This window comes from Burkholderia sp. APQ4-4ca (assembly GCF_057837105.1).
The window spans coordinates 7,469-26,007 of the sequence record NZ_JBYQCG010000067.1 but is presented as its reverse complement, the minus strand read 5'-3'; the positions used below and the strand labels follow the sequence as shown (position 1 = coordinate 26,007).

Genomic DNA, 18,539 nt, shown 5'->3' with positions numbered 1-18,539 from the left:
GCAGCAGTGAATTCGAAGGAGACGGCGGCGTCGATGTTGAGGTTGAAGTCGGCGCGGGCGCAACGGCGCTGCCCGCCCCGGCGCGCTATTGTCACCGCGCGCCCGGCGGCTTGTCATCCGACAGGAAACCCTGACGCACCCCGCCGGGCCCGCCCCGGCCGGTCTTTCCCGCCTGTTCGAGGATGAACTCTATGAACGTCGACGTCGCGCGCGTGTGGTGACGGTTCGGCATGTAGAGCATGTACATGTGGGTGCCGAAGATGCTGAGCCGGTACGCATCGAGCGACGTGACGACGGCGCCGTGCCGCAGGTCGTCCTGCATCACGTAGTCGGGCACGATGCCGACGCCGATCCCCGCGAGGATCGCCTGGCGCAGGAACAGGAAGTTCTCCGAAATCAGCGTCGGCTCGAGCAACACCTCGTGGCGCTCGTCGCCGAGATACGCGGCGATTCGCAACTGCCGCCCCAGCACCGTCGCGGTGACGACCGGCGCGGCGGCCAGCGCGCCGAGGCTCGCCGGCATCCCGTGCGCGGCCGCGAACGCGGGCGACGCGCAGGCGACGTAGCGCACCGCGCCCATGTCGCGCGCGACGAGGTTCTGCGGCGGCTCGGACATCACGCGGATCGCGATGTCGACTTCGTCGCGCATCAGGTCTTCCACGCGATTCTCGAACACCACGTCGAGCACGATGCCCGGATGCCGCCGCTTGAACGCGAGCAGCCAGTCGGACATCACCATCTGCCCGTAGCCGCTCGGCACCGACAAGCGCACGCGGCCCTGCAGGTCCTGGCCGAGCGTCGTCACCGATTCCTGCGCGGCGAGCAGCTCGTTGCGGATGCGCCGGCCGTGCTCGTACAGCTTCAGCCCGATCTCGGTCGGCTCCATGCGCCGCGTCGTGCGCCGCACGAGCTGCTGCCCGATCGAGCGTTCGAGCTGGTTCAACCGGTAGCTGACGTTCGCGCGGCTCATCTTGAGCCGCTGCGCGGCCTTGCTGAGATTGCCGGCGTCGAGGATCTCGACGAGCAGCGTCAGCGCGTTCAGGTCCATGCGGGCTGTCTCCTGATCCGTCCCGTTACGGTCGGAAAGCATTCAGTGTCAAGCCAGACTTGACAGCTTGTAAAGGCGTGCGGGAATTGTCAACGAATCTCGATCAATCGAGAATCGAGTCATGCCCGGCAACCACGCCGGACCGTTTCCCGCGCCGCCCGAACCGGCTCGCGCACCGGCGCTGCCGGCCCGCCCGACCGGTTCCCGCCGCCCGGCGCACCGCACGACTGGAGATACGATGAATTCCACCGCTTCCCCCGCCAGCCCCACGGCCGGCACCGTCACGCGCGAACGGCGCGACAAGGTGCTCGTCGTCACGATCGACCATCCGCCCGTCAACGCGCTGTCCGCCGACGTGCGGCGCGGCCTCGCCGACGCGATCGACGCCGCGCAGGCCGACGACGCGATTCGCGCGGTGCTGATCGTCGGTGCCGGCCGCAACTTCATCGCGGGCGCCGACATCCGCGAATTCGGCAAGCCGCCCGTGCCGCCGTCGCTGCCCGACGTGTGCGAACGGATCGAATCGGGGACCAAGCCGGTCGTGGTCGCGCTGCACGGCGCGACGCTCGGCGGCGGCCTCGAGGTCGCGCTGGCCGCGCATTACCGGCTCGCGGTGCCCGGCGCGAAACTCGGGCTGCCCGAAGTGACGCTCGGCCTGCTGCCCGGCGCGGGCGGCACGCAGCGCGCGCCGCGCCTGATCGGCGCGAAGGCCGCGCTCGACCTGATGCTGACGGGCCGTCATGCGAGCGCCGAGGAAGCGCTCGCGCTCGGCCTCGTCGATCGCCTCGCGCACAGCGACGACACGCTCGCCGAAGGGCTCGCGTATGCGCAGGAACTCGTGTCGCTCGGCGCGCCGGTGCGCCGCACGCGCGACGCGCAGGGCCTGGCCGACCGCGCGGCCGCGCAGGCCGCGATCGACGCGGCGCGCGCGGAGTTGCCGAAGAAATCGCGCGGGCTGTTCTCGCCGGCGAAGATCGTCGACGCGGTCGAGGCCGCGCTCACGCAGTCGTTCGACGCGGGGATGAAGTTCGAACGCAGCCTGTTCCTGCAGTGCCTCGACAGCCCGCAGCGCGCGGGCCTCGTGCATGCGTTCTTCGCGGAACGCGAGGCGGCGAAGGCGCCGGAGGCGCGGCGTGCGAGCGCACGGCCGGTCGAGCGGATCGGCGTGGTCGGCGGCGGCACGATGGGCGCAGGCATCGCGGTCGCGGCGCTCGACGCCGGGCTGCCGGTGACGATGATCGAGCGCGACGACGCGTCGCTCGCGCGCGGTCGCGCGCACGTCGAGAAGGTGTACGACGGCCTCGTCGCGAAAGGCCGGATGACGCCGGCCGCCCACGCGGCGCGGCTCGCGCGCTTCAAGGGCAGCACGTCGTACGACGCGCTCGCGCAGGCCGACGTCGTGATCGAGGCCGTGTTCGAGGACATGGCCGTGAAGCAGGCCGTGTTCGCCGAACTCGCGCGCGTGTGCAAGCCGGGCGCGGTGCTCGCGACCAATACGTCGTATCTCGACATCGACGCACTCGCCGCGAGCATCGACCGGCCGGCCGACGTGATCGGCCTGCATTTCTTCTCGCCGGCCAACGTGATGAAGCTGCTCGAGATCGTCGTGCCGAAGCGCGTGAGCCCGGACGTCGTCGCGACCGCGTTCGCGCTGGCGAAGCAACTGAAGAAGACGCCGGTGCGTGCGGGCGTGTGCGACGGCTTCATCGGCAACCGGATCCTCGCCGTCTATCGGACGGCGGCCGACTACCTGATGGAGGACGGCGCGTCGCCGTACCAGATCGATCGCGCGGTGCGCGCGTTCGGCTTCCCGATGGGGCCGTTCCAGGTGGTCGACCTCGCGGGCGGCGACATCGGCTGGGCGACCCGCAAGCGCCGCGCGGCGACGCGCGATCCGAACGCGCGCTACGTGGAGATTTCGGACCGGCTGTGCGAGCGCGGCTGGTTCGGGCAGAAGACCGGCCGCGGCTACTACCTGTATCCGGACGGCGCGCGCGTCGGCACGCCCGACCCGGAAGTCGATGCGATCGTCGCCGAAGAACGCGCGAAGCAGGGCGTCACGCCGCGCACCTTCACCGATGAAGAAATCCTGCGCCGCTACCTCGCCGCGATGATCAACGAAGGTGCGAACGTCGTGCACGAGAAGATCGCGCTGCGCCCGCTCGACGTCGACGCGGTGTTCCTGTACGGCTACGGCTTCCCGCGTTATCGCGGGGGCCCGATGCACTACGCGGACACGGTCGGCCTCGCGAACGTGCTCGCCGATATCCGCGCGTTCGCGAACGAAGATCCGCTGTTCTGGAAGCCATCGCCGCTGCTCGTCGATCTCGTCGCGCGCGGCGCGGATTTCGGGAGCCTGAACCGCATCGACTGAACACCCACCGCATTCGCCACGGACCCACGATGGACCTCGATTTCACTCCCGAAGAGGAAGCGTTTCGCACCGAAGTGCAGCGCTTCCTGCAAGCCGAACTGCCCGAGCGCATCGCGCGCAAGGTGAAGGGCGGCCTGCACCTGACGCGCGACGACATGCGCGAATGGCACGCGATCCTGAATGCGCGCGGCTGGCTCGCGAGCCACTGGCCGCGCGAATACGGCGGCCCCGGCTGGAGCGTCGCGCAGAAGTTCCTGTTCGACAACGAATGCGCGCTCGCCGGCGCGCCGCGCATCGTGCCGTTCGGCGTGAACATGCTCGGCCCCGTGCTGATCAAGTACGGCAGCGAAGCGCAGAAGCGCCACTGGCTGCCGCGCATCCTCGACGGCACCGACTGGTGGTGCCAGGGTTATTCGGAGCCGGGCGCCGGCTCCGATCTCGCGGCGGTGAAGACGAGCGCGGTGCGAGGTGTGGACGCGCAGGGCGATCACTACGTCGTGAACGGCCAGAAGACGTGGACCACGCTCGGCCACTACGCGAACATGATCTTCTGCCTCGTGCGCACCGCGACCGACGTGCGCAAGCAGGAGGGCATCAGCTTCCTGCTGATCGACATGAACACGCCGGGCGTCGAGGTTCGCCCGATCATCACGCTCGACGGCGAGCACGAGGTGAACGAGGTGTTCTTCACCGACGTGCGCGTGCCGGTGGAAAACCTCGTCGGCGAAGAGAACCGCGGCTGGACCTACGCGAAATACCTGCTCACGTACGAGCGCACCAACATCGCGGGGATCGGCTTTTCGACTGCGGCCCTCGACCGGTTGCGCGCGGTCGCCGCGAAAGTCACGAAGCACGGCCGGCCGCTGGCCGACGATCCGTTCTTCGCGGCGCGGCTTGCCCGCGTCGAGATCGAGCTGGAAAACATGCGCACGACCAACCTGCGCGTGCTGGCCGCGGTCGCGGGCGGCGGCGTGCCGGGCGCGGAAAGCTCGATGTTGAAGATCCGCGGCACGCAGATCCGCCAGGAGATCACCGCGCTGATGCGGCGCGCGATGGGGCCGTACGCGCAGCCGTTCGTCGAGGAAGCACTCGATGCCGATTACGACGGCGAGCCGGTCGGCCCGGAAGAGGCCGCGAGCGCCGCGCAGCAGTATTTCAACAACCGCAAGCTGTCGATCTTCGGCGGCTCGAACGAGATCCAGAAGAACATCATCGCGAAGATGATGCTCGGGCTGTAAGAGGGACGCGACGATGGATTTCCAGCACACAGAAGACCGCCGGATGCTGGCGGACACGTTGAACCGCTTCATCGCCGAACAGTACGCGTTCCCGGTGCGCGACCGCATCGCGCAGTCGGCCGAAGGCTTCGACCGCGCGATGTGGCGGCGCTTCGCCGAACTCGGCACGGTTGGCGCGCTGTTCGCCGAAGCCGACGGCGGCTTCGGCGGCGCGGGCTTCGACATCGCCGTGGTGTTCGAATGCCTCGGGCGCGGGCTCGTCGTCGAACCGTTCCTCGGCGCGCTGCTCGCGGGTCGTGCGCTCGCGCTCGCCGGCGGCGATGCGCATCGCGAGCGGCTCGCCGCGCTGATCGACGGCAGCGCGAGCGCCGCCTTCGCGCACGACGAACCGGGCTCGCACTACGAACTGACGACGGTGCGCACGCGCGCCGAACGGTCGGGCGACGGCTGGGTGCTGACGGGCGCGAAGGGCGTCGTCGACCAGGCCGCGCAGGCGGCGTTCTTCGTCGTCAGCGCGCGCGTGTCGGGCAACGACGACGACGCGGCCGGCATCGGCCTGTTCGTCGTGCCGGCCGATGCGCCGGGCGTGTCGCTGCGCGATTACCGGAAGATCGACGGCGGCCGCGCGGCCGAAGTGCGCTTCGAGCGCGTCGCGCTGCCGGCCGATGCCGCCCTCGGCGCGCCGGATGCGCACGACGGCGAGGCGGGCGCCGAACTGCTCGAGCGCGTGCTTGGCTACGGGCTGCTCGCGCTGTCGGCGGAAGCGCTCGGCGCGATGGACGTCGCGAAGGAGCACACGCTCGACTACCTGCGCACGCGCAAGCAGTTCGGGCTGCCGATCGGCAGCTTCCAGGCGCTGCAGCACCGGATGGCCGACCTGCTGCTCGAAGTCGAGCAGGCGCGCTCGGCGGTGATCAACGCGGCCGCGCAGCTCGATGCGCCGCGCGCGGTGCGCGAACGCGCGCTCGCGGCGGCGAAATACACCATCGGCCGGATCGGCACGCTCGTCGCGGAAGAAAGCATCCAGCTGCACGGCGGGATCGGGATGACGTGGGAGCTGCCGCTGTCGCATTACGCGAAGCGTCTCGTGATGATCGATCATCAACTCGGCGACGAGGATCACCATCTCGCGCGCTACATCGCGCTGTCGAAACCGCTGTCGACACAATAACGGCGCGCAAACGCGCATGGAGGAGACAACGATGACGAACGACACGCGCGCGCTGCCGCTGGCCGGCGTGAAGGTGCTCGATTTCTCGCGCGTGCTGGCAGGCCCGTGGTGCGCGATGGTGCTCGCCGATTTCGGCGCGGAAGTGATCAAGGTCGAGCATCCGGCGCGCGGCGACGATACGCGCGACTGGGGGCTGCGGATCGGCGACACCGAGACCACCTATTTCAACAGCGTGAACCGCAGCAAGCGGTCGATCTGCGTCGACCTGCAGACGGAAGCCGGCCGGCGCATCGCGCGCGAGCTGGCCGCGCAGGCCGACGTGGTGCTCCACAACTTCAAGTGCGGCGGCGCTTCAGCTTCACGCTCACCGCGTTGATGATCGCCACGTACTACGGCTTCGTCCTGCTCGTCGCGCTCGCGCCGCACGTGCTCGCCGCGCCGCTGTACCGCGGCGCGACGACGACGGTCGGGATCGCCGCGGGCGTCGCGATCATCCTGGTCGCGATCGGCCCGACCGCGTGCTAGATGCTGCGCGCGAATCGTGCGTCGGTATGGGTCGACGTGCTGCACCACGCACGCGCGCCGGTGTTCCTCGACAACCCGGCGCTCGTGTCGGTGCCGCTCGCGTTCGTCGGGATCGTGGTCGGCTCGCTCGCGGATCGCGGCGAGCGCGCACGCCGCGAGCGCGACGCGTTCGCGCGGCAGGAGTGCTACGCGCAGACGGGCGTGCTGGCGAGCCGCGCCGTGCAGCACTGATTCATCCGATGAAACAATGCGTCCGTCCGGATCGCCGGACAGATATTTTCCGGAAATCCGGAATCCCGGATTTCCTTGCCTGCCGCATTATGGGAAATACAATGAAAACAATGGCTTGAGGGGTTCCGGAAACCTGGCATCGACCTTGCAATATAAAGCGCATGGCCGGCCTCCGGCCTGACTATTAAACCAAGGAGACAACCGATGACCAATGCCTTCCTCCCCCTCCGGATGTCCTGAGGCATCGCTTGTTGCGGCACGGCAGCCGCGCGGGCGAATGCCTTCTCCCCTGAGACATTCGCCTGCGCGCGTGACGCCGTTTCCACGGCTCATCCACTTCAGCAGGAACCATCGTGAAGAAGAAACCCTTCTACAAAGTGCTCTATGTGCAGGTGATTTTCGCCATCATCGTCGGCGTGATCCTCGGCCACTTCTACCCGTCGATCGCCACCGACATGAAGCCGCTCGGCGACGGCTTCATCAAGCTGATCAAGATGGTGATCGGCCCGATCATCTTCTGTACGGTCGTCACCGGCATCGCCGGCATGGAGGACATGAAGAAGGTCGGCCGCGTCGGCGGCAAGGCGCTGCTGTACTTCGAGATCGTGTCGACCTTCGCGCTGCTGCTCGGCCTCGCGGCCACGCACCTGCTGCGTCCGGGCGTCGGCTTCAACATCGATCCGGCGACGCTCGACGGCAAGGCCGTCGCGTCGTACGCGGCGAAGGCGCACGGGCAGTCGACGGTCGACTTCCTGATGCACATCATCCCGAACACGATGGTCGATGCGTTCGCGCAGGGTGAAATCCTGCAGATCCTGCTGATCGCGCTGCTGTTCGGCAGCGTGCTCGCGCACCTCGGCGAGCGCGGCAAGGTCGTGACCGACTTCATCGACGGGCTGACGCGCGTGCTGTTCGGCATCGTGCACATCGTCACGAAGCTGGCCCCGATCGGCGCGTTCGGCGCGATGGCGTTCACGATCGGCAAGTACGGCGTCGGTTCGCTGGTGCCGCTGCTCAAGCTGATCGGCACGTTCTATCTGACGTCGGTCGTGTTCGTGCTGGTCGTGCTCGGTGCGATCGCGCGCGCCACGGGCTTCTCGATCATCCGCTTCGTGTCGTACATCAAGGAAGAAATGCTGATCGTGCTCGGCACGAGCTCGTCGGAAGCCGCGCTGCCGCAGCTGATGGAAAAGCTCGAGAAGGCCGGCTGCTCGCGTTCGGTCGTCGGCCTCGTCGTGCCGACCGGCTATTCGTTCAACCTCGACGGCACCAACATCTACATGACGATGGCCGTGCTGTTCATCGCGCAGGCGACCAACATCGAGCTGACGTGGATGCAGCAGCTGACGCTGCTGGCCGTCGCGATGCTCACGTCGAAGGGCGCGAGCGGGGTGACGGGCGCGGGCTTCATCACGCTGGCCGCGACGCTGGCCGTCGTGCCGACGATCCCGCTGTCGGGCATGGTGCTGATCCTCGGCATCGACCGCTTCATGAGCGAATGCCGTGCGCTGACCAACATCGTCGGCAACGGCGTGGCGACCGTCGTCGTGTCGGCGTGGGAGAAGGAGCTCGACCGCAACAAGCTGCGCCAGGCGCTGAAGGGCGGCAGCGAAGTCGCGCCGACCGAGACGACGGCCGGCGTCTGACGCGATGAACGAGCAGGCGGCGGCACGGCTCGCCGGCCGTGCGGCCCGCGGCGGCCGGGGTATCGATGCGCAGGCCTATGACACAATAGGCGATCCGCATCGCCAGGAAGCCTCGACCGTGACGCGCCGCCTGCTCATCCTCGTCGTGCTCGCCGCCGCGCTCGTCGCGGCGTGCGCGCTCACGTGGACGGTCACCTGGCAGCGCGGCGTCGCCGAGTTGCAGCGCAATGCCGCGGTGCGCGTCGATCGCACCACCAACGCGCTCAAGAGCACGCTCGACCGCTACGAATCGCTGCCTTATCTGCTCGGCAGCCATCCGTACGTGCAGGATCTGCTCGCCGAGCCGAAGCGTGGCGACTACACCGCCCGCGTCAACCGCTATCTCGAAGATCTCAACGAACACGCGCACGCGACCGTCACCTACGTGATCGGCGCGGACGGCCTGTGCGTCGCCGCCAGCAACTGGCGCGCGCCCGACAGCTTCGTCGGGATCGAATACCGTTTCCGCCCGTATTTCCTCGATGCGATGAACGGCCGGGTCGGCCGCTTCTTCGGGATCGGCACGATCTCGCGCGACCCCGGCTACTACATCTCGCAGCCCGTGTGGCGCGACGGCAAGATCGCGGGCGTCGTGGTCGTGAAGCTCAACCTCGAATGGTTCCAGGGCGCCGATGCGTCCGAGCCGCTCGTCGTCGCGGACGATCACGGCGTCGTGTTCCTGTCGTCGGTGCCCGCGTGGAAATACCACACGCTGCGCCCGCTCACGGGGCCCGTCGCCGCGTCGATCTACGAAACGCGCCAGTATGCGCAGCAACCGGTCACGCCGCTGCCGCTGCGCGTCGAGCAGACGCTCGGCGCCGATGCGGAGATCGTGCGTCTGGGCGCCGGCCGGCGCGCGCCGCGCTTCCTCGCCAGCAAGCGCCGGATCGGCGAGCCCGACTGGCTGCTCGTCACGCTCGCGCCGATCGCGCCGATCGATGCCGATGCGCGCAACGCGACGATCGTCACCGGCTTCGGCTTCGTGTCGGTCGCGCTGCTCGCGTTCTACTGGCGGATGCGCCGCGCCCGCGTGCGCGAGATGATCCGCGGCCGCGCGCTGCTCCAGCAGGCATATGCGGAGCTGAACCGGCGCGTCGAGGAGCGGACGGCCGATTTGTCTGAAGCGAACGAGCAGTTGCAGAAGGAAGTCGGCGACCGGATCCGCGCGGAGCAGGAGCTGCGCGCCGCGCACGACGAACTGATCCAGGCGAGCAAGCTCGCCGCGCTCGGCCAGATGGCGGCCGGCATCACGCATGAACTGAACCAGCCGCTCGCGGCGCTGCGCAGCTTCTCGGACAACACGCGCGTGCTGCTCGATCGCGGCGAGCAGGCGGCCGCGCGCGAGAATCTCGAGGCGATCGCCGCGCTCACCGAGCGGATGGGCAAGATCACGAACCAGCTGAAGCTGTTCGTCGGCCGCGCGAAGCCGCGCAACGAGCAGGCGCTCGTCGTGCGTGCGCTGCGCAGCGTACTGTCGCTGCTCGACGAACGCCTGCGCGGCGTCGCGCTCACGCTGACGCTGCAGGACGCGACCGTCTCGCCCGCCCAGGACGCGCCGCTCGATCTGGCACGAGACTATCCGGAACTCGTCGCGCGCTGCGAGGACCTGCGCCTCGAACAGGTGCTGATCAACCTGCTCGGCAACGCGCTCGACGCGGTGGCCGGCGTCGCGGCGCCGGCGATCGAGGTGACGATCGCGGTGTCGGTCGCGACGCTCGCGGTCGAGGTGCGCGACAACGGCTCCGGCATTGCACCCGATTTGCTGCCGCGCCTGTTCGAGCCGTTCTTCACGACCAAGGAAATGGGGCGCGGGCTCGGGCTCGGCCTCGCGATCTCGTCGTCGATCGCGAGCGACGCGGGCGGCGCGCTGACCGCACGCAACGCCCCGTCGGGCGGCGCGCTGTTCGTCTTGACGCTGCGGCGCGCCCGCACGCATCATCCGGACTCCGTGTCCGAGCCGGCGGGCTCGCATTAGCGTGAGCAGGCCGTAGGCCGCAGGCCCGGTCGGCGAACGACCGGCATCAACGAGCGCCGCGCGCCCGCCGCGCGGCCTGTCAGGAGCAAGTGACCAAGATGGCCAACCGGCTGCAAGTGATCTATATCGAGGACGATGCGCTCGTGCGCCGGGCGAGCGTGCAGAGCCTGCAACTGGCGGGCTTCGACGTTGCCGGCTTCGAGTCGGCCGAAGCGGCCGAGAAGGCGATCGTCGCGGATACCGCCGGCGCGATCGTCAGCGACATCCGGCTGCCCGGCGCGAGCGGGCTCGACGTGCTCGCGCAGTGCCGCGAGCGCGTGCCCGACGTGCCGGTGATCCTCGTCACCGGGCACGGCGACATCTCGATGGCCGTGCAGGCGATGCGCGACGGCGCGTACGACTTCATCGAAAAGCCGTTCGCGGCCGAGCGCCTGATCGAGACGGTGCGCCGCGCGCTCGAGCGCCGCGAGCTCGTGCTCGAGAACCACGCGCTGCGGCGCGAGCTGGCCGGGCAGAACGTCGTCGCGCCGCGCATCATCGGCCGCAGCCCCGCGATCGAGCAGGTGCGCAAGCTGATCGCGAACGTCGCGCCGACCGACGCGTCGGTGCTGATCAACGGCGACACGGGCGCCGGCAAGGAGCTGATCGCGCGCAGCCTGCACGAGCTGTCGCCGCGCCGCGACAAGCCGTTCATCGCGGTCAATTGCGGCGCGCTGCCCGAGCCGATGTTCGAGTCGGAGATGTTCGGCTACGAGCCCGGTGCGTTCACCGGCGCCGCGAAGCGGCGCGTCGGCAAGCTCGAATACGCGTCCGGCGGCACGCTGTTCCTCGACGAAATCGAAAGCATGCCGCTCGCGCTGCAGGTGAAGCTCTTGCGCGTGCTGCAGGACGGCGTGCTCGAGCGGCTCGGCTCGAACCAGCCGATCCGCGTGAACTGCCGCGTGGTCGCGGCGGCGAAGGGCGACATGAGCGAGCTCGTCGCGGCCGGCACGTTCCGGCGCGACCTGCTGTACCGGCTCAATGTCGTGACGATCGCGCTGCCGCCGCTCGCCGAGCGCCGCGAGGACATCGTGCCGCTGTTCGAACACTTCATGCTCGATGCTGCCGTGCGCTACGAGCGGCCCGCGCCGGTGCTGACCGACCGGCAGCGCGCGAGCCTGATGCAGCGCGACTGGCCGGGCAACGTGCGCGAGCTGCGCAACGCGGCCGACCGCTTCGTGCTCGGCGTGGCCGACATGCCGCAGGAATCGGGCGCGGGCGACGACGCCGACAACGACCAGACGCTGAAGGAGCGCATCGAGCAGTTCGAGCGCGCGGTGATCGCCGAGGCGCTGAACCAGACGGGCGGCGCGGTCGCCGCGACGGCCGACCGGCTGCATGTCGGCAAGGCGACGCTGTACGAGAAGATGAAGCGCTACGGGCTGTCGGCGAAAGGCGAAACCGAGCGCTGAAAAGCAAACGGACCGCAGTGCGGTCCGTTTCGCGGAGCGGGGCGCGGCGTGCGGCCCTGCGAGTCCTGTCGTGCGGCGCTCAGGCCGCGTTGCCGTCGAGCGCCTTCTTGAGCAGCGCGTCGAGTTCCGCGAACTGCGGCGCGCCGACGTAGCGCTTCAGGATCTTGCCGTCCTTGTCGACGACGAAGGTCGTCGGCGTGAGCTGCACGTTGCCGAACTGCTTCGCGACGCTGCCGTCGTCGAGTGCGACCTTGAACGGCAACTGGCGCGTCTGCGCGTAGTTCGCGACGTACATCGGCGGATCGTAGTTCATCGCGACCGCGACGAATTCCAGCCCCTGACCCTTGAAGCGATTATAGGTATCGACCATCTGCGGCATTTCTTGCATGCAGGTCGCGCAGCTCGTCGCCCAGAAGTTCACCAGATAGACCTTGCCCTTCAGGTCGCCGGCGGTCGAGACCTTCTGGCCCGACAGCAGCGTGAAGGTTGCGTCCGGCACGCTGGACTTGCCGTTGAACGCGAAGAAGCCGGCGACGGCGATCGCCGCGACGACGGCGGCCGCGACGAGGTAGCGCACGGGGCCGGTACTGCGGCGGGCGGGAGGCGTGGTGTTCATCTGGTGCTCTCGGAGTCGATGACGCGGATCGATGCAAAGGAGGTCGAAATTCGGCGCTCATTTTAGCGCGAATGCGGCGTGTGCACCGGCGGCGGCCGCACATCCCGATTTCAGGTTCGGCGGATAATGCCCGTTTTGCCTGCTTCGATCCCCGCCATGCCGAAGGAAGTTACCGATTCGTTGCGCCCCCTTTTTCGCCCGCTGCGACACTTCGCCGCGCTGGCCTGCCTGAGCGTCGTGCTGGCCGCGTGCTCGCCGTCGTACGACTGGCGCACCCTGCACAACGACGCCGGCTACACGATCGACCTGCCGGCGAAGCCGACCGTCGAGGAGCAGCCGGTGGCATTCGGCGGTACGTCGATGCCGATGCGGATGCAGGCCGCGCACGTCGACGGCGCGGTATTCGCGGTCGGCACGCTGACGTTGCCCGACGATCGCGACGATACGCGGCGCGCGGCGCTCGAATTCCTGCGCGCGGGGCTGTCGCGCAACCTCGAAGGCACGCCGCAGACGGCGTCGGTGCCCGTGCCGCTCGCCGCCGGCGGCGCGGTGAACGGGCTCGAGCTGCGCATCGCGGGCGCGGCCGCCGGCGGCGATCGCGCGCGCAAGACGATCGTCGCGCGGCTCGTCGCGCGCGGCCGGCACGCATACCAGGCCGTCGTGATCGCCGACGGGCCGCTCGCGCAGGAGCAGCTCGATCAGTTTTTCGGCTCGTTCAAACTCGATTGACGGCGGCTGGCGAGGGCGCTCAGACACGCAGTGACAACTGAAAGTTCATTCGCAGCTTTCGATGCTAATCGCCGGATTTTGCGAGGGTTTTTCGACTATCCACAGCGCATGTGGATAACTTTGTTGAAAAGTCCCGCGTATTTCCCGCACAGCCACGCCGGACGGCCTTCCGGCTCGTTTGGCCGCCCGTGCGCCGTTTGAGAAAAATCAATTAAAACAACGGGATACGAATTCGGTCCGGCAAAGGCCGCCGCGACCCGCGATCCGGGGCCGGATTAGTGGAATTGTGTATAAGTCAAGTCTTGACAGCCTGATTTTGTCCTCCTCAAGCGCTCATAGCGCCGTCAGCGCACGCCGGTAGCGGATCGCCTCGGCGATCTGCGCGGCCGTCGGCAGCGGGTCGCCGGCCAGATCGGCGATCGTCCGCGCGACCTTCAGCACGCGGAAATACGCGCGCGCCGACCAGCCGAAGCGTTCGCCGGCCTCGCGGAGCAACCGCTCGCCTTCGTCGGTCGGCCGGCACAGGTCGTCGGTTTCGCGGCCGCTCAGCATGTGATTCGTCTTGCCCTGCCGCTCGAGCTGCAGCGCCCGCGCGTGCGCGACGCGGGCGGCCACCACGGCGCTCGGCTCGCCGGGCGCCGTCGCGCGCGACGCGAGTTCGGCCGGCGACAGCGCGGGCAGGTCGATCTGGATATCGATGCGGTCGAGCAGCGGCCCCGACAGCTTGCGCAGATAGCGGGCGGCCACGTCCGGGGAGCAGCGGCAGCGCCCGGACGGATCGCCGTGCCAGCCGCACGGGCACGGATTCATCGCGGCGATCAACTGGCACGCGGCGGGGAAGTCGGCCTGCTGGGCCGCGCGCGAGATCGTGATGCGGCCGGCTTCGAGCGGCTCGCGCAGCATTTCCAACACGTGCCGGTCGAATTCCGGCAGTTCGTCGAGAAACAGCACGCCGAGGTGCGCGAGTGTGATTTCGCCCGGCTGCGGCGGATTGCGGCCGCCCACCAGCGCGGCGGCGCTCGACGAGTGATGCGGTGAGCGGAACGGACGGCGGCGCCACTGCGCGGGCGAGAAGCCGAGCCGGCTCGCGGACAGCAGCGCGGCCGAGGTCAGCGCCTCGTCGTCGGTCAGCGGCGGCAGGAGGCCGGCTAGGCGCGCGGCCAGCATCGACTTGCCGGCCCCGGGCGGGCCGACCATCAGCATGTGGTGGCCGCCCGCGGCCGCGACTTCCAGCGCGCGCCGCGCACCGCGCTGGCCGACGACGTCCGCGAGGTCGGGCGCCGCGGGCGCCGGCAGGCCGTCGAGGCAGGGCGCCGCGACCGGTGAGAGCCGTCCGTCGGGCGCATCGGCGAGGTGCGCACATAGCGCGGGCAGGTCTCGCGCACCGAATACGGTCACGCCCGGCACGAGTGCGGCCTCGGCGGCGCTGTCGAGCGGCAGGTACAGCTCGGGCGGACGCGATGTCGCGACGGAATCGCGCGAGGCGCCGGCATCCAGGCCCGCGCCGCCAGCAAGGCCCGCGCCGGATGCGCCCGCCCGCCAGTCCCGCGCGGCGCCGCACGCCATCGCGAACGCGCCGCGCATCGGCCGCAGCGCGCCGGTCAGCGATAGCTCACCGGCGAATTCGCGGCCGGCCAGCGCGTCGGCCGGGATCTGGCCGTTCGCGGCGAGGATGCCGAGCGCGATCGGCAGGTCGAAGCGGCCGGATTCCTTCGGCAGGTCGGCCGGCGCGAGATTGACGGTGATGCGGCGCACCGGGAATTCGAATCCGCAGTTCTGCAACGCGGCGCGTACGCGCTCGCGGCTTTCGCGGACTTCGAGATCGGGCAGCCCGACGATCGAGAACGACGGCAACCCGTTGGCGAGATGGACTTCGACGGTGACGTCCGGCGCGCGGCCGGAGGCGGGCGCGCGACTGCGCACCACGGCGAGCGACATGGCGAGGCTCCTGCATGACAGGCGGCGACGGCCGTTCGGGGCCGCATGCCGCGGGAATCGGAGAAATCGGTGCGCGCTTGCCGGCGTGGCGCGGGGAAAGAACGAGGTGTTGCGAACGACGAACAGCGAAGAGCGATGGGCTGCGAAGAGCGGAGGTGCTGCGAAGAACGACGGACGCCGAAGCGCGGAGGAAGGTGGCGGGCGCGAGCCGCACGAGGCGGCCCGCGCCCGGACCTTGCGGCCGGGTGGGGCGTCAGGCCTGCGGCGCGGCGAGCTTCTGCTCGAGTTCCGCGACGCGCTTTTCGAGTTCCTCGAGGCGCACGCGGGTGCGGGCGAGCACCTGCGCCTGAGTGTCGAATTCCTCGCGCGTGACGAGGTCGAGCTTCGAGAAGCCTTGCGACAGCATGGCCTTCACGTTGCGCTCGACGTCCTTGGCCGGCGAGTTTTTCAGCAAATCGCTGACGCGCGACTGCAGATCGTTGAAAACGTCGCTGGGTTGCTTCATGTGATTCCCCTTCCTTGCACAAAAAATGTGCATCTTCAGTTGCGTACGTGCCCATGATGCACGCATGACCGGAAATGGTGCGCGCGGGGCGCGAATTCCGGGCATGGCGCCCGCATGGGTGAATGGCCCGGCGATCCGGGACGTGCGTGCACTCTAGCAACGATCCTTTCGCCGCGCCAGCAAACCGGCCGACGTTGGCCATTCGGCCGGGCTTTGGCGCCTTACACCGCGGGATACGACCCCGTTCCGAAGCCCTCCGAGACGGTGTTCGGGCCAACATGGCATGCGAGTTGCTGAGAAGAGTCCGTTACAACATTCCAACCAATTCGACGGGACAACCCAGCGAGAGGACTTCATGAAACTCATTACCGCAATCATCAAGCCGTTCAAGCTCGATGAGACGCGCGAGGCGCTGTCGGCGCTTGGCGTCTCCGGCATCACGGTGACGGAGGTGAAAGGGTTCGGGCGCCAGAAGGGGCATACCGAGCTGTACCGCGGCGCCGAATACGTGGTCGATTTCCTGCCGAAGATGAAGATCGAGGCGGCCGTGTCCGACGATCTCGTCGACCAGGCGGTGGAAGCGATCGAGCGGGCCGCGCGCACGGGGAAGATCGGCGACGGCAAGATCTTCGTCACGCCGATCGAACAAGTGATCCGGATTCGCACCGGGGAGACGGGCGCGGACGCGCTGTAACAGAACAGACTAAAGACAAGCGACAAGAGGAAACCCAAGATGCGCAAACTTCTGATGTCCCTGCTGATGGCCGGCTCGCTGATCGCGGCCGGCGTCGGTTCCGCGCTCGCGGACGACGCGGCGTCCGCCGCGGCTGGTTCCACCGCGGCCGCATCCGCGCCCGCCGCCACGGCTTCCGACGCATCGGCTGCCGCAGCTCCGGCCGCTTCGGCGCCGGCCGCCGACGCATCCGCCGCTGCCGCACCGGCATCGGGCACGGCCGACGCATCGGCTGCCGCCGCCGCATCCGCGCCGGCCGCCCCGGCTGCGCCCGCCGCACCGTTCTCGGTCGATTCGTCGAAGATCAGCGCGGGCGACACCGCATGGATGCTGACGTCCACCGCGCTCGTGCTGTTCATGACGATCCCCGGCCTCGCGCTGTTCTACGCGGGCATGGTCCGCAAGAAGAACGTGCTCGCCACCGTGATGCAGAGCTTCGCGATCACCGCCGTGATCACGGTGCTGTGGACGGTGGTCGGCTACAGCCTCGCGTTCACGCCGGGCAACGGCTTCATCGGCGGCCTGTCGCGCGTGTTCCTGCACGGCATGAACTACATCAAGGGCGACAAGGCGACCACGCTGACGGTCAGCCACCTCGCGACGACGATTCCGGAATCGGTCTACTTCGTCTACCAGATGACGTTCGCGATCATCACGCCGGCGCTGATCTGCGGCGCGTTCGCCGACCGGATGAAGTTCTCGGCGATGCTCGTGTTCATGACGCTCTGGTCGCTGATCGTCTATGTGCCGATCGCGCACATGGTGTGGGAGCCGACCGGCTGGCTGTCGGCCGACGGCGTGCTCGACTTCGCGGGCGGCACGGTGGTGCACATCAACGCCGGTATCGCGGGCCTCGTGTCGTGCCTGGTGCTCGGCAAGCGCGTCGGCTACGGCCGTGAATCGATGGCGCCGCACAACCTGGTGCTGACGATGATCGGCGGCTCGATGCTGTGGGTCGGCTGGTTCGGCTTCAACGCGGGCTCCGCGGTCGCGGCCGACGGCCGCGCCGGCTTCGCGATGCTGACGACGCAAGTCGCCACCGCCTGCGCGGCGCTCGGCTGGATGTTTGCCGAGTGGATCGCGAAGGGCAAGCCGTCGGTGCTCGGTATCGTGTCGGGCGCGGTCGCGGGTCTCGTGGCGATCACGCCGGCAGCCGGTTTCGTCGGCGTGGCGGGCGCGCTCGTGATCGGTATCGCGGCGGGCGTCGTGTGCTTCTGGTCGGCGACCTGGCTCAAGTCGAAGCTCGGCTACGACGATTCGCTCGACGCATTCGGCGTGCACGGCATCGGCGGGATTCTCGGCGCGCTGCTGACCGGCGTGTTCGCGGTCAAGGACATTGGCGGCTTCGACGGCAGCCTGCTGCTGCAGGCGAAGGGCGTGCTGATCACGCTGGTCTACAGCGGCGTGCTGAGCTTCGTGCTGCTGAAGCTGATCGACCTGACGATCGGCCTGCGCGTGACCGAAGAGGAAGAGCGCGAAGGCCTCGACGTGATCCTGCACGGCGAGCACGTGGAATAAGTCACACGAATCAACGGCGGGCCGCCGCGCAGACGGCGCCGCCCCGAATGAGCGCAGCGACTTCGGCCCGCCTACCCGGCGGGCTTTTTTTCTCCTGTCGCCTCCTGCCGTAGCGGATAACCCTTCACTCTATCGGGTCAATAGCCGAAAACTCCCTCCCTATCCTTGTGAAGCCGGGAACAATCCCCAAATGGGCAAGGCAATTGCTCTACAATCTTCATTCTCCCGCTCGCGAGTGATTCATGGTTCCCCACCTCGTTACCGCGTTGAACGGTCCGCTGCTCGAACTCGAGCAGAAGATCCTCGACGCGACGCCTGCGATCGAACGCTGGTTCAGGCTCGAATGGCAGGAACACACCCCGCCGTTCTATTGTTCGGTGGACCTGCGCAATGCCGGCTTCAAGCTGGCGCCCGTCGACGCGAACCTGTTTCCCGGCGCGTTCAACAATCTGCCGTCCGAAGTGCTGCCGCTCGCCGTCCAGGCCGCGATGGCCGCGATCGAGAAGATCTGCCCGGACGCGAAGAATCTGCTCGTGATTCCCGAGCTGCCGACCCGCAACGCGTTCTACCTGGAAAACGTCGCGCGGCTCGCGACGATCATGCGCCAGGCCGGCCTGAACGTGCGCTTCGGCTCGCTCGACCCCAGCATCACCGACATGACGCCGATCACGCTGGCCGACGGCCAGAAGATCGTGCTGGAGCCGCTCGAGCGTTCGCAGCGCCGCCTTGGCCTGAAGAATTTCGACCCGTGCTCGATCCTGCTGAACAACGACCTGTCGGCCGGCATCCCGGCCGTGCTGGA

Annotated in this window: 15 protein-coding genes and 2 pseudogenes; 13 read left to right on the top strand and 4 right to left on the bottom strand. The window is 68.6% G+C overall.

Annotated features, from left to right (window positions below; translation table 11 throughout):
- Positions 1 to 91: 91 nt before the first annotated feature.
- On the bottom strand, positions 92 to 1,048 hold the full coding sequence (locus AC3IFE_RS04755; RefSeq protein ID WP_489189748.1) for a LysR family transcriptional regulator: 957 nt from the start codon (positions 1,046 to 1,048) through the stop codon (positions 92 to 94).
- A gap of 238 nt (positions 1,049 to 1,286) precedes the next feature.
- On the opposite strand from AC3IFE_RS04755, the gene AC3IFE_RS04750 reads away from it, so the two are divergent.
- From AC3IFE_RS04750 to AC3IFE_RS04710, 9 genes and pseudogenes are all read left to right on the top strand, one after another.
- The gene (locus AC3IFE_RS04750) at positions 1,287 to 3,422 is read left to right on the top strand and encodes a 3-hydroxyacyl-CoA dehydrogenase NAD-binding domain-containing protein (protein WP_489189747.1); all 2,136 of its coding nucleotides are present in this window, start codon (positions 1,287 to 1,289) and stop codon (positions 3,420 to 3,422) included.
- Between the two features lie 29 nt (positions 3,423 to 3,451).
- Positions 3,452 to 4,660, top strand: coding sequence for an acyl-CoA dehydrogenase family protein (locus tag AC3IFE_RS04745; RefSeq protein WP_489189746.1), 1,209 nt, complete (start codon positions 3,452 to 3,454; stop codon positions 4,658 to 4,660).
- A gap of 13 nt (positions 4,661 to 4,673) precedes the next feature.
- A complete protein-coding gene (locus AC3IFE_RS04740; RefSeq protein ID WP_489189745.1) occupies positions 4,674 to 5,831 on the top strand; it encodes an acyl-CoA dehydrogenase family protein in 1,158 nt (385 codons plus the stop codon).
- Between the two features lie 31 nt (positions 5,832 to 5,862).
- A pseudogene (locus AC3IFE_RS04735) lies at positions 5,863 to 6,183 on the top strand (CoA transferase); the annotation flags it as partial.
- Positions 6,171 to 6,356: a DUF485 domain-containing protein gene (locus AC3IFE_RS04730; protein ID WP_489189744.1), complete on the top strand. Its 186-nt coding sequence runs from the start codon at positions 6,171 to 6,173 to the stop codon at positions 6,354 to 6,356. The pseudogene AC3IFE_RS04735 and the gene AC3IFE_RS04730, both read left to right, overlap by 13 nt.
- A gap of 21 nt (positions 6,357 to 6,377) precedes the next feature.
- Positions 6,378 to 6,587 (top strand): annotated as a pseudogene (gene actP, locus AC3IFE_RS04725) (cation acetate symporter); the annotation flags it as partial.
- 353 nt (positions 6,588 to 6,940) lie between these two features.
- On the top strand, positions 6,941 to 8,233 hold the full coding sequence (locus AC3IFE_RS04720) for a dicarboxylate/amino acid:cation symporter (RefSeq protein ID WP_089468542.1): 1,293 nt from the start codon (positions 6,941 to 6,943) through the stop codon (positions 8,231 to 8,233).
- 4 nt (positions 8,234 to 8,237) lie between these two features.
- A complete protein-coding gene (locus AC3IFE_RS04715; protein WP_301739669.1) occupies positions 8,238 to 10,247 on the top strand; it encodes a sensor histidine kinase in 2,010 nt (669 codons plus the stop codon).
- Between the two features lie 98 nt (positions 10,248 to 10,345).
- Positions 10,346 to 11,698, top strand: coding sequence for a sigma-54-dependent transcriptional regulator (locus AC3IFE_RS04710; protein WP_089468540.1), 1,353 nt, complete (start codon positions 10,346 to 10,348; stop codon positions 11,696 to 11,698).
- A 79-nt stretch (positions 11,699 to 11,777) separates the two neighbouring features.
- Here AC3IFE_RS04710 and AC3IFE_RS04705 read toward each other — a convergent pair whose 3' ends face one another.
- The gene (locus tag AC3IFE_RS04705; protein ID WP_069620227.1) at positions 11,778 to 12,314 is read right to left on the bottom strand and encodes a peroxiredoxin family protein; all 537 of its coding nucleotides are present in this window, start codon (positions 12,312 to 12,314) and stop codon (positions 11,778 to 11,780) included.
- 156 nt (positions 12,315 to 12,470) lie between these two features.
- On the opposite strand from AC3IFE_RS04705, the gene AC3IFE_RS04700 reads away from it, so the two are divergent.
- A complete protein-coding gene (locus tag AC3IFE_RS04700) occupies positions 12,471 to 13,043 on the top strand; it encodes a hypothetical protein (protein WP_489189743.1) in 573 nt (190 codons plus the stop codon).
- Between the two features lie 333 nt (positions 13,044 to 13,376).
- Here the strand turns inward: AC3IFE_RS04700 and AC3IFE_RS04695 are convergent, their stop codons facing one another.
- Both AC3IFE_RS04695 and AC3IFE_RS04690 read right to left on the bottom strand, forming a co-directional pair.
- Positions 13,377 to 14,981: a YifB family Mg chelatase-like AAA ATPase gene (locus tag AC3IFE_RS04695; RefSeq protein ID WP_489189742.1), complete on the bottom strand. Its 1,605-nt coding sequence runs from the start codon at positions 14,979 to 14,981 to the stop codon at positions 13,377 to 13,379.
- Between the two features lie 253 nt (positions 14,982 to 15,234).
- Positions 15,235 to 15,486, bottom strand: coding sequence for an accessory factor UbiK family protein (locus tag AC3IFE_RS04690; RefSeq protein ID WP_006489451.1), 252 nt, complete (start codon positions 15,484 to 15,486; stop codon positions 15,235 to 15,237).
- Positions 15,487 to 15,841: 355 nt separating this feature from the next.
- Here AC3IFE_RS04690 and AC3IFE_RS04685 point away from each other — a divergent pair, with 355 nt between their 5' ends.
- The 3 genes from AC3IFE_RS04685 to AC3IFE_RS04675 form a co-directional block, all read left to right on the top strand.
- Positions 15,842 to 16,180: a P-II family nitrogen regulator gene (locus tag AC3IFE_RS04685; protein ID WP_006398175.1), complete on the top strand. Its 339-nt coding sequence runs from the start codon at positions 15,842 to 15,844 to the stop codon at positions 16,178 to 16,180.
- 39 nt (positions 16,181 to 16,219) lie between these two features.
- Positions 16,220 to 17,737, top strand: coding sequence for an ammonium transporter (locus tag AC3IFE_RS04680; RefSeq protein ID WP_489189741.1), 1,518 nt, complete (start codon positions 16,220 to 16,222; stop codon positions 17,735 to 17,737).
- A gap of 242 nt (positions 17,738 to 17,979) precedes the next feature.
- Positions 17,980 to 18,539: glutamate--cysteine ligase (locus AC3IFE_RS04675; RefSeq protein ID WP_489189740.1), on the top strand; the 560-nt coding region annotated here is incomplete at its 3' end.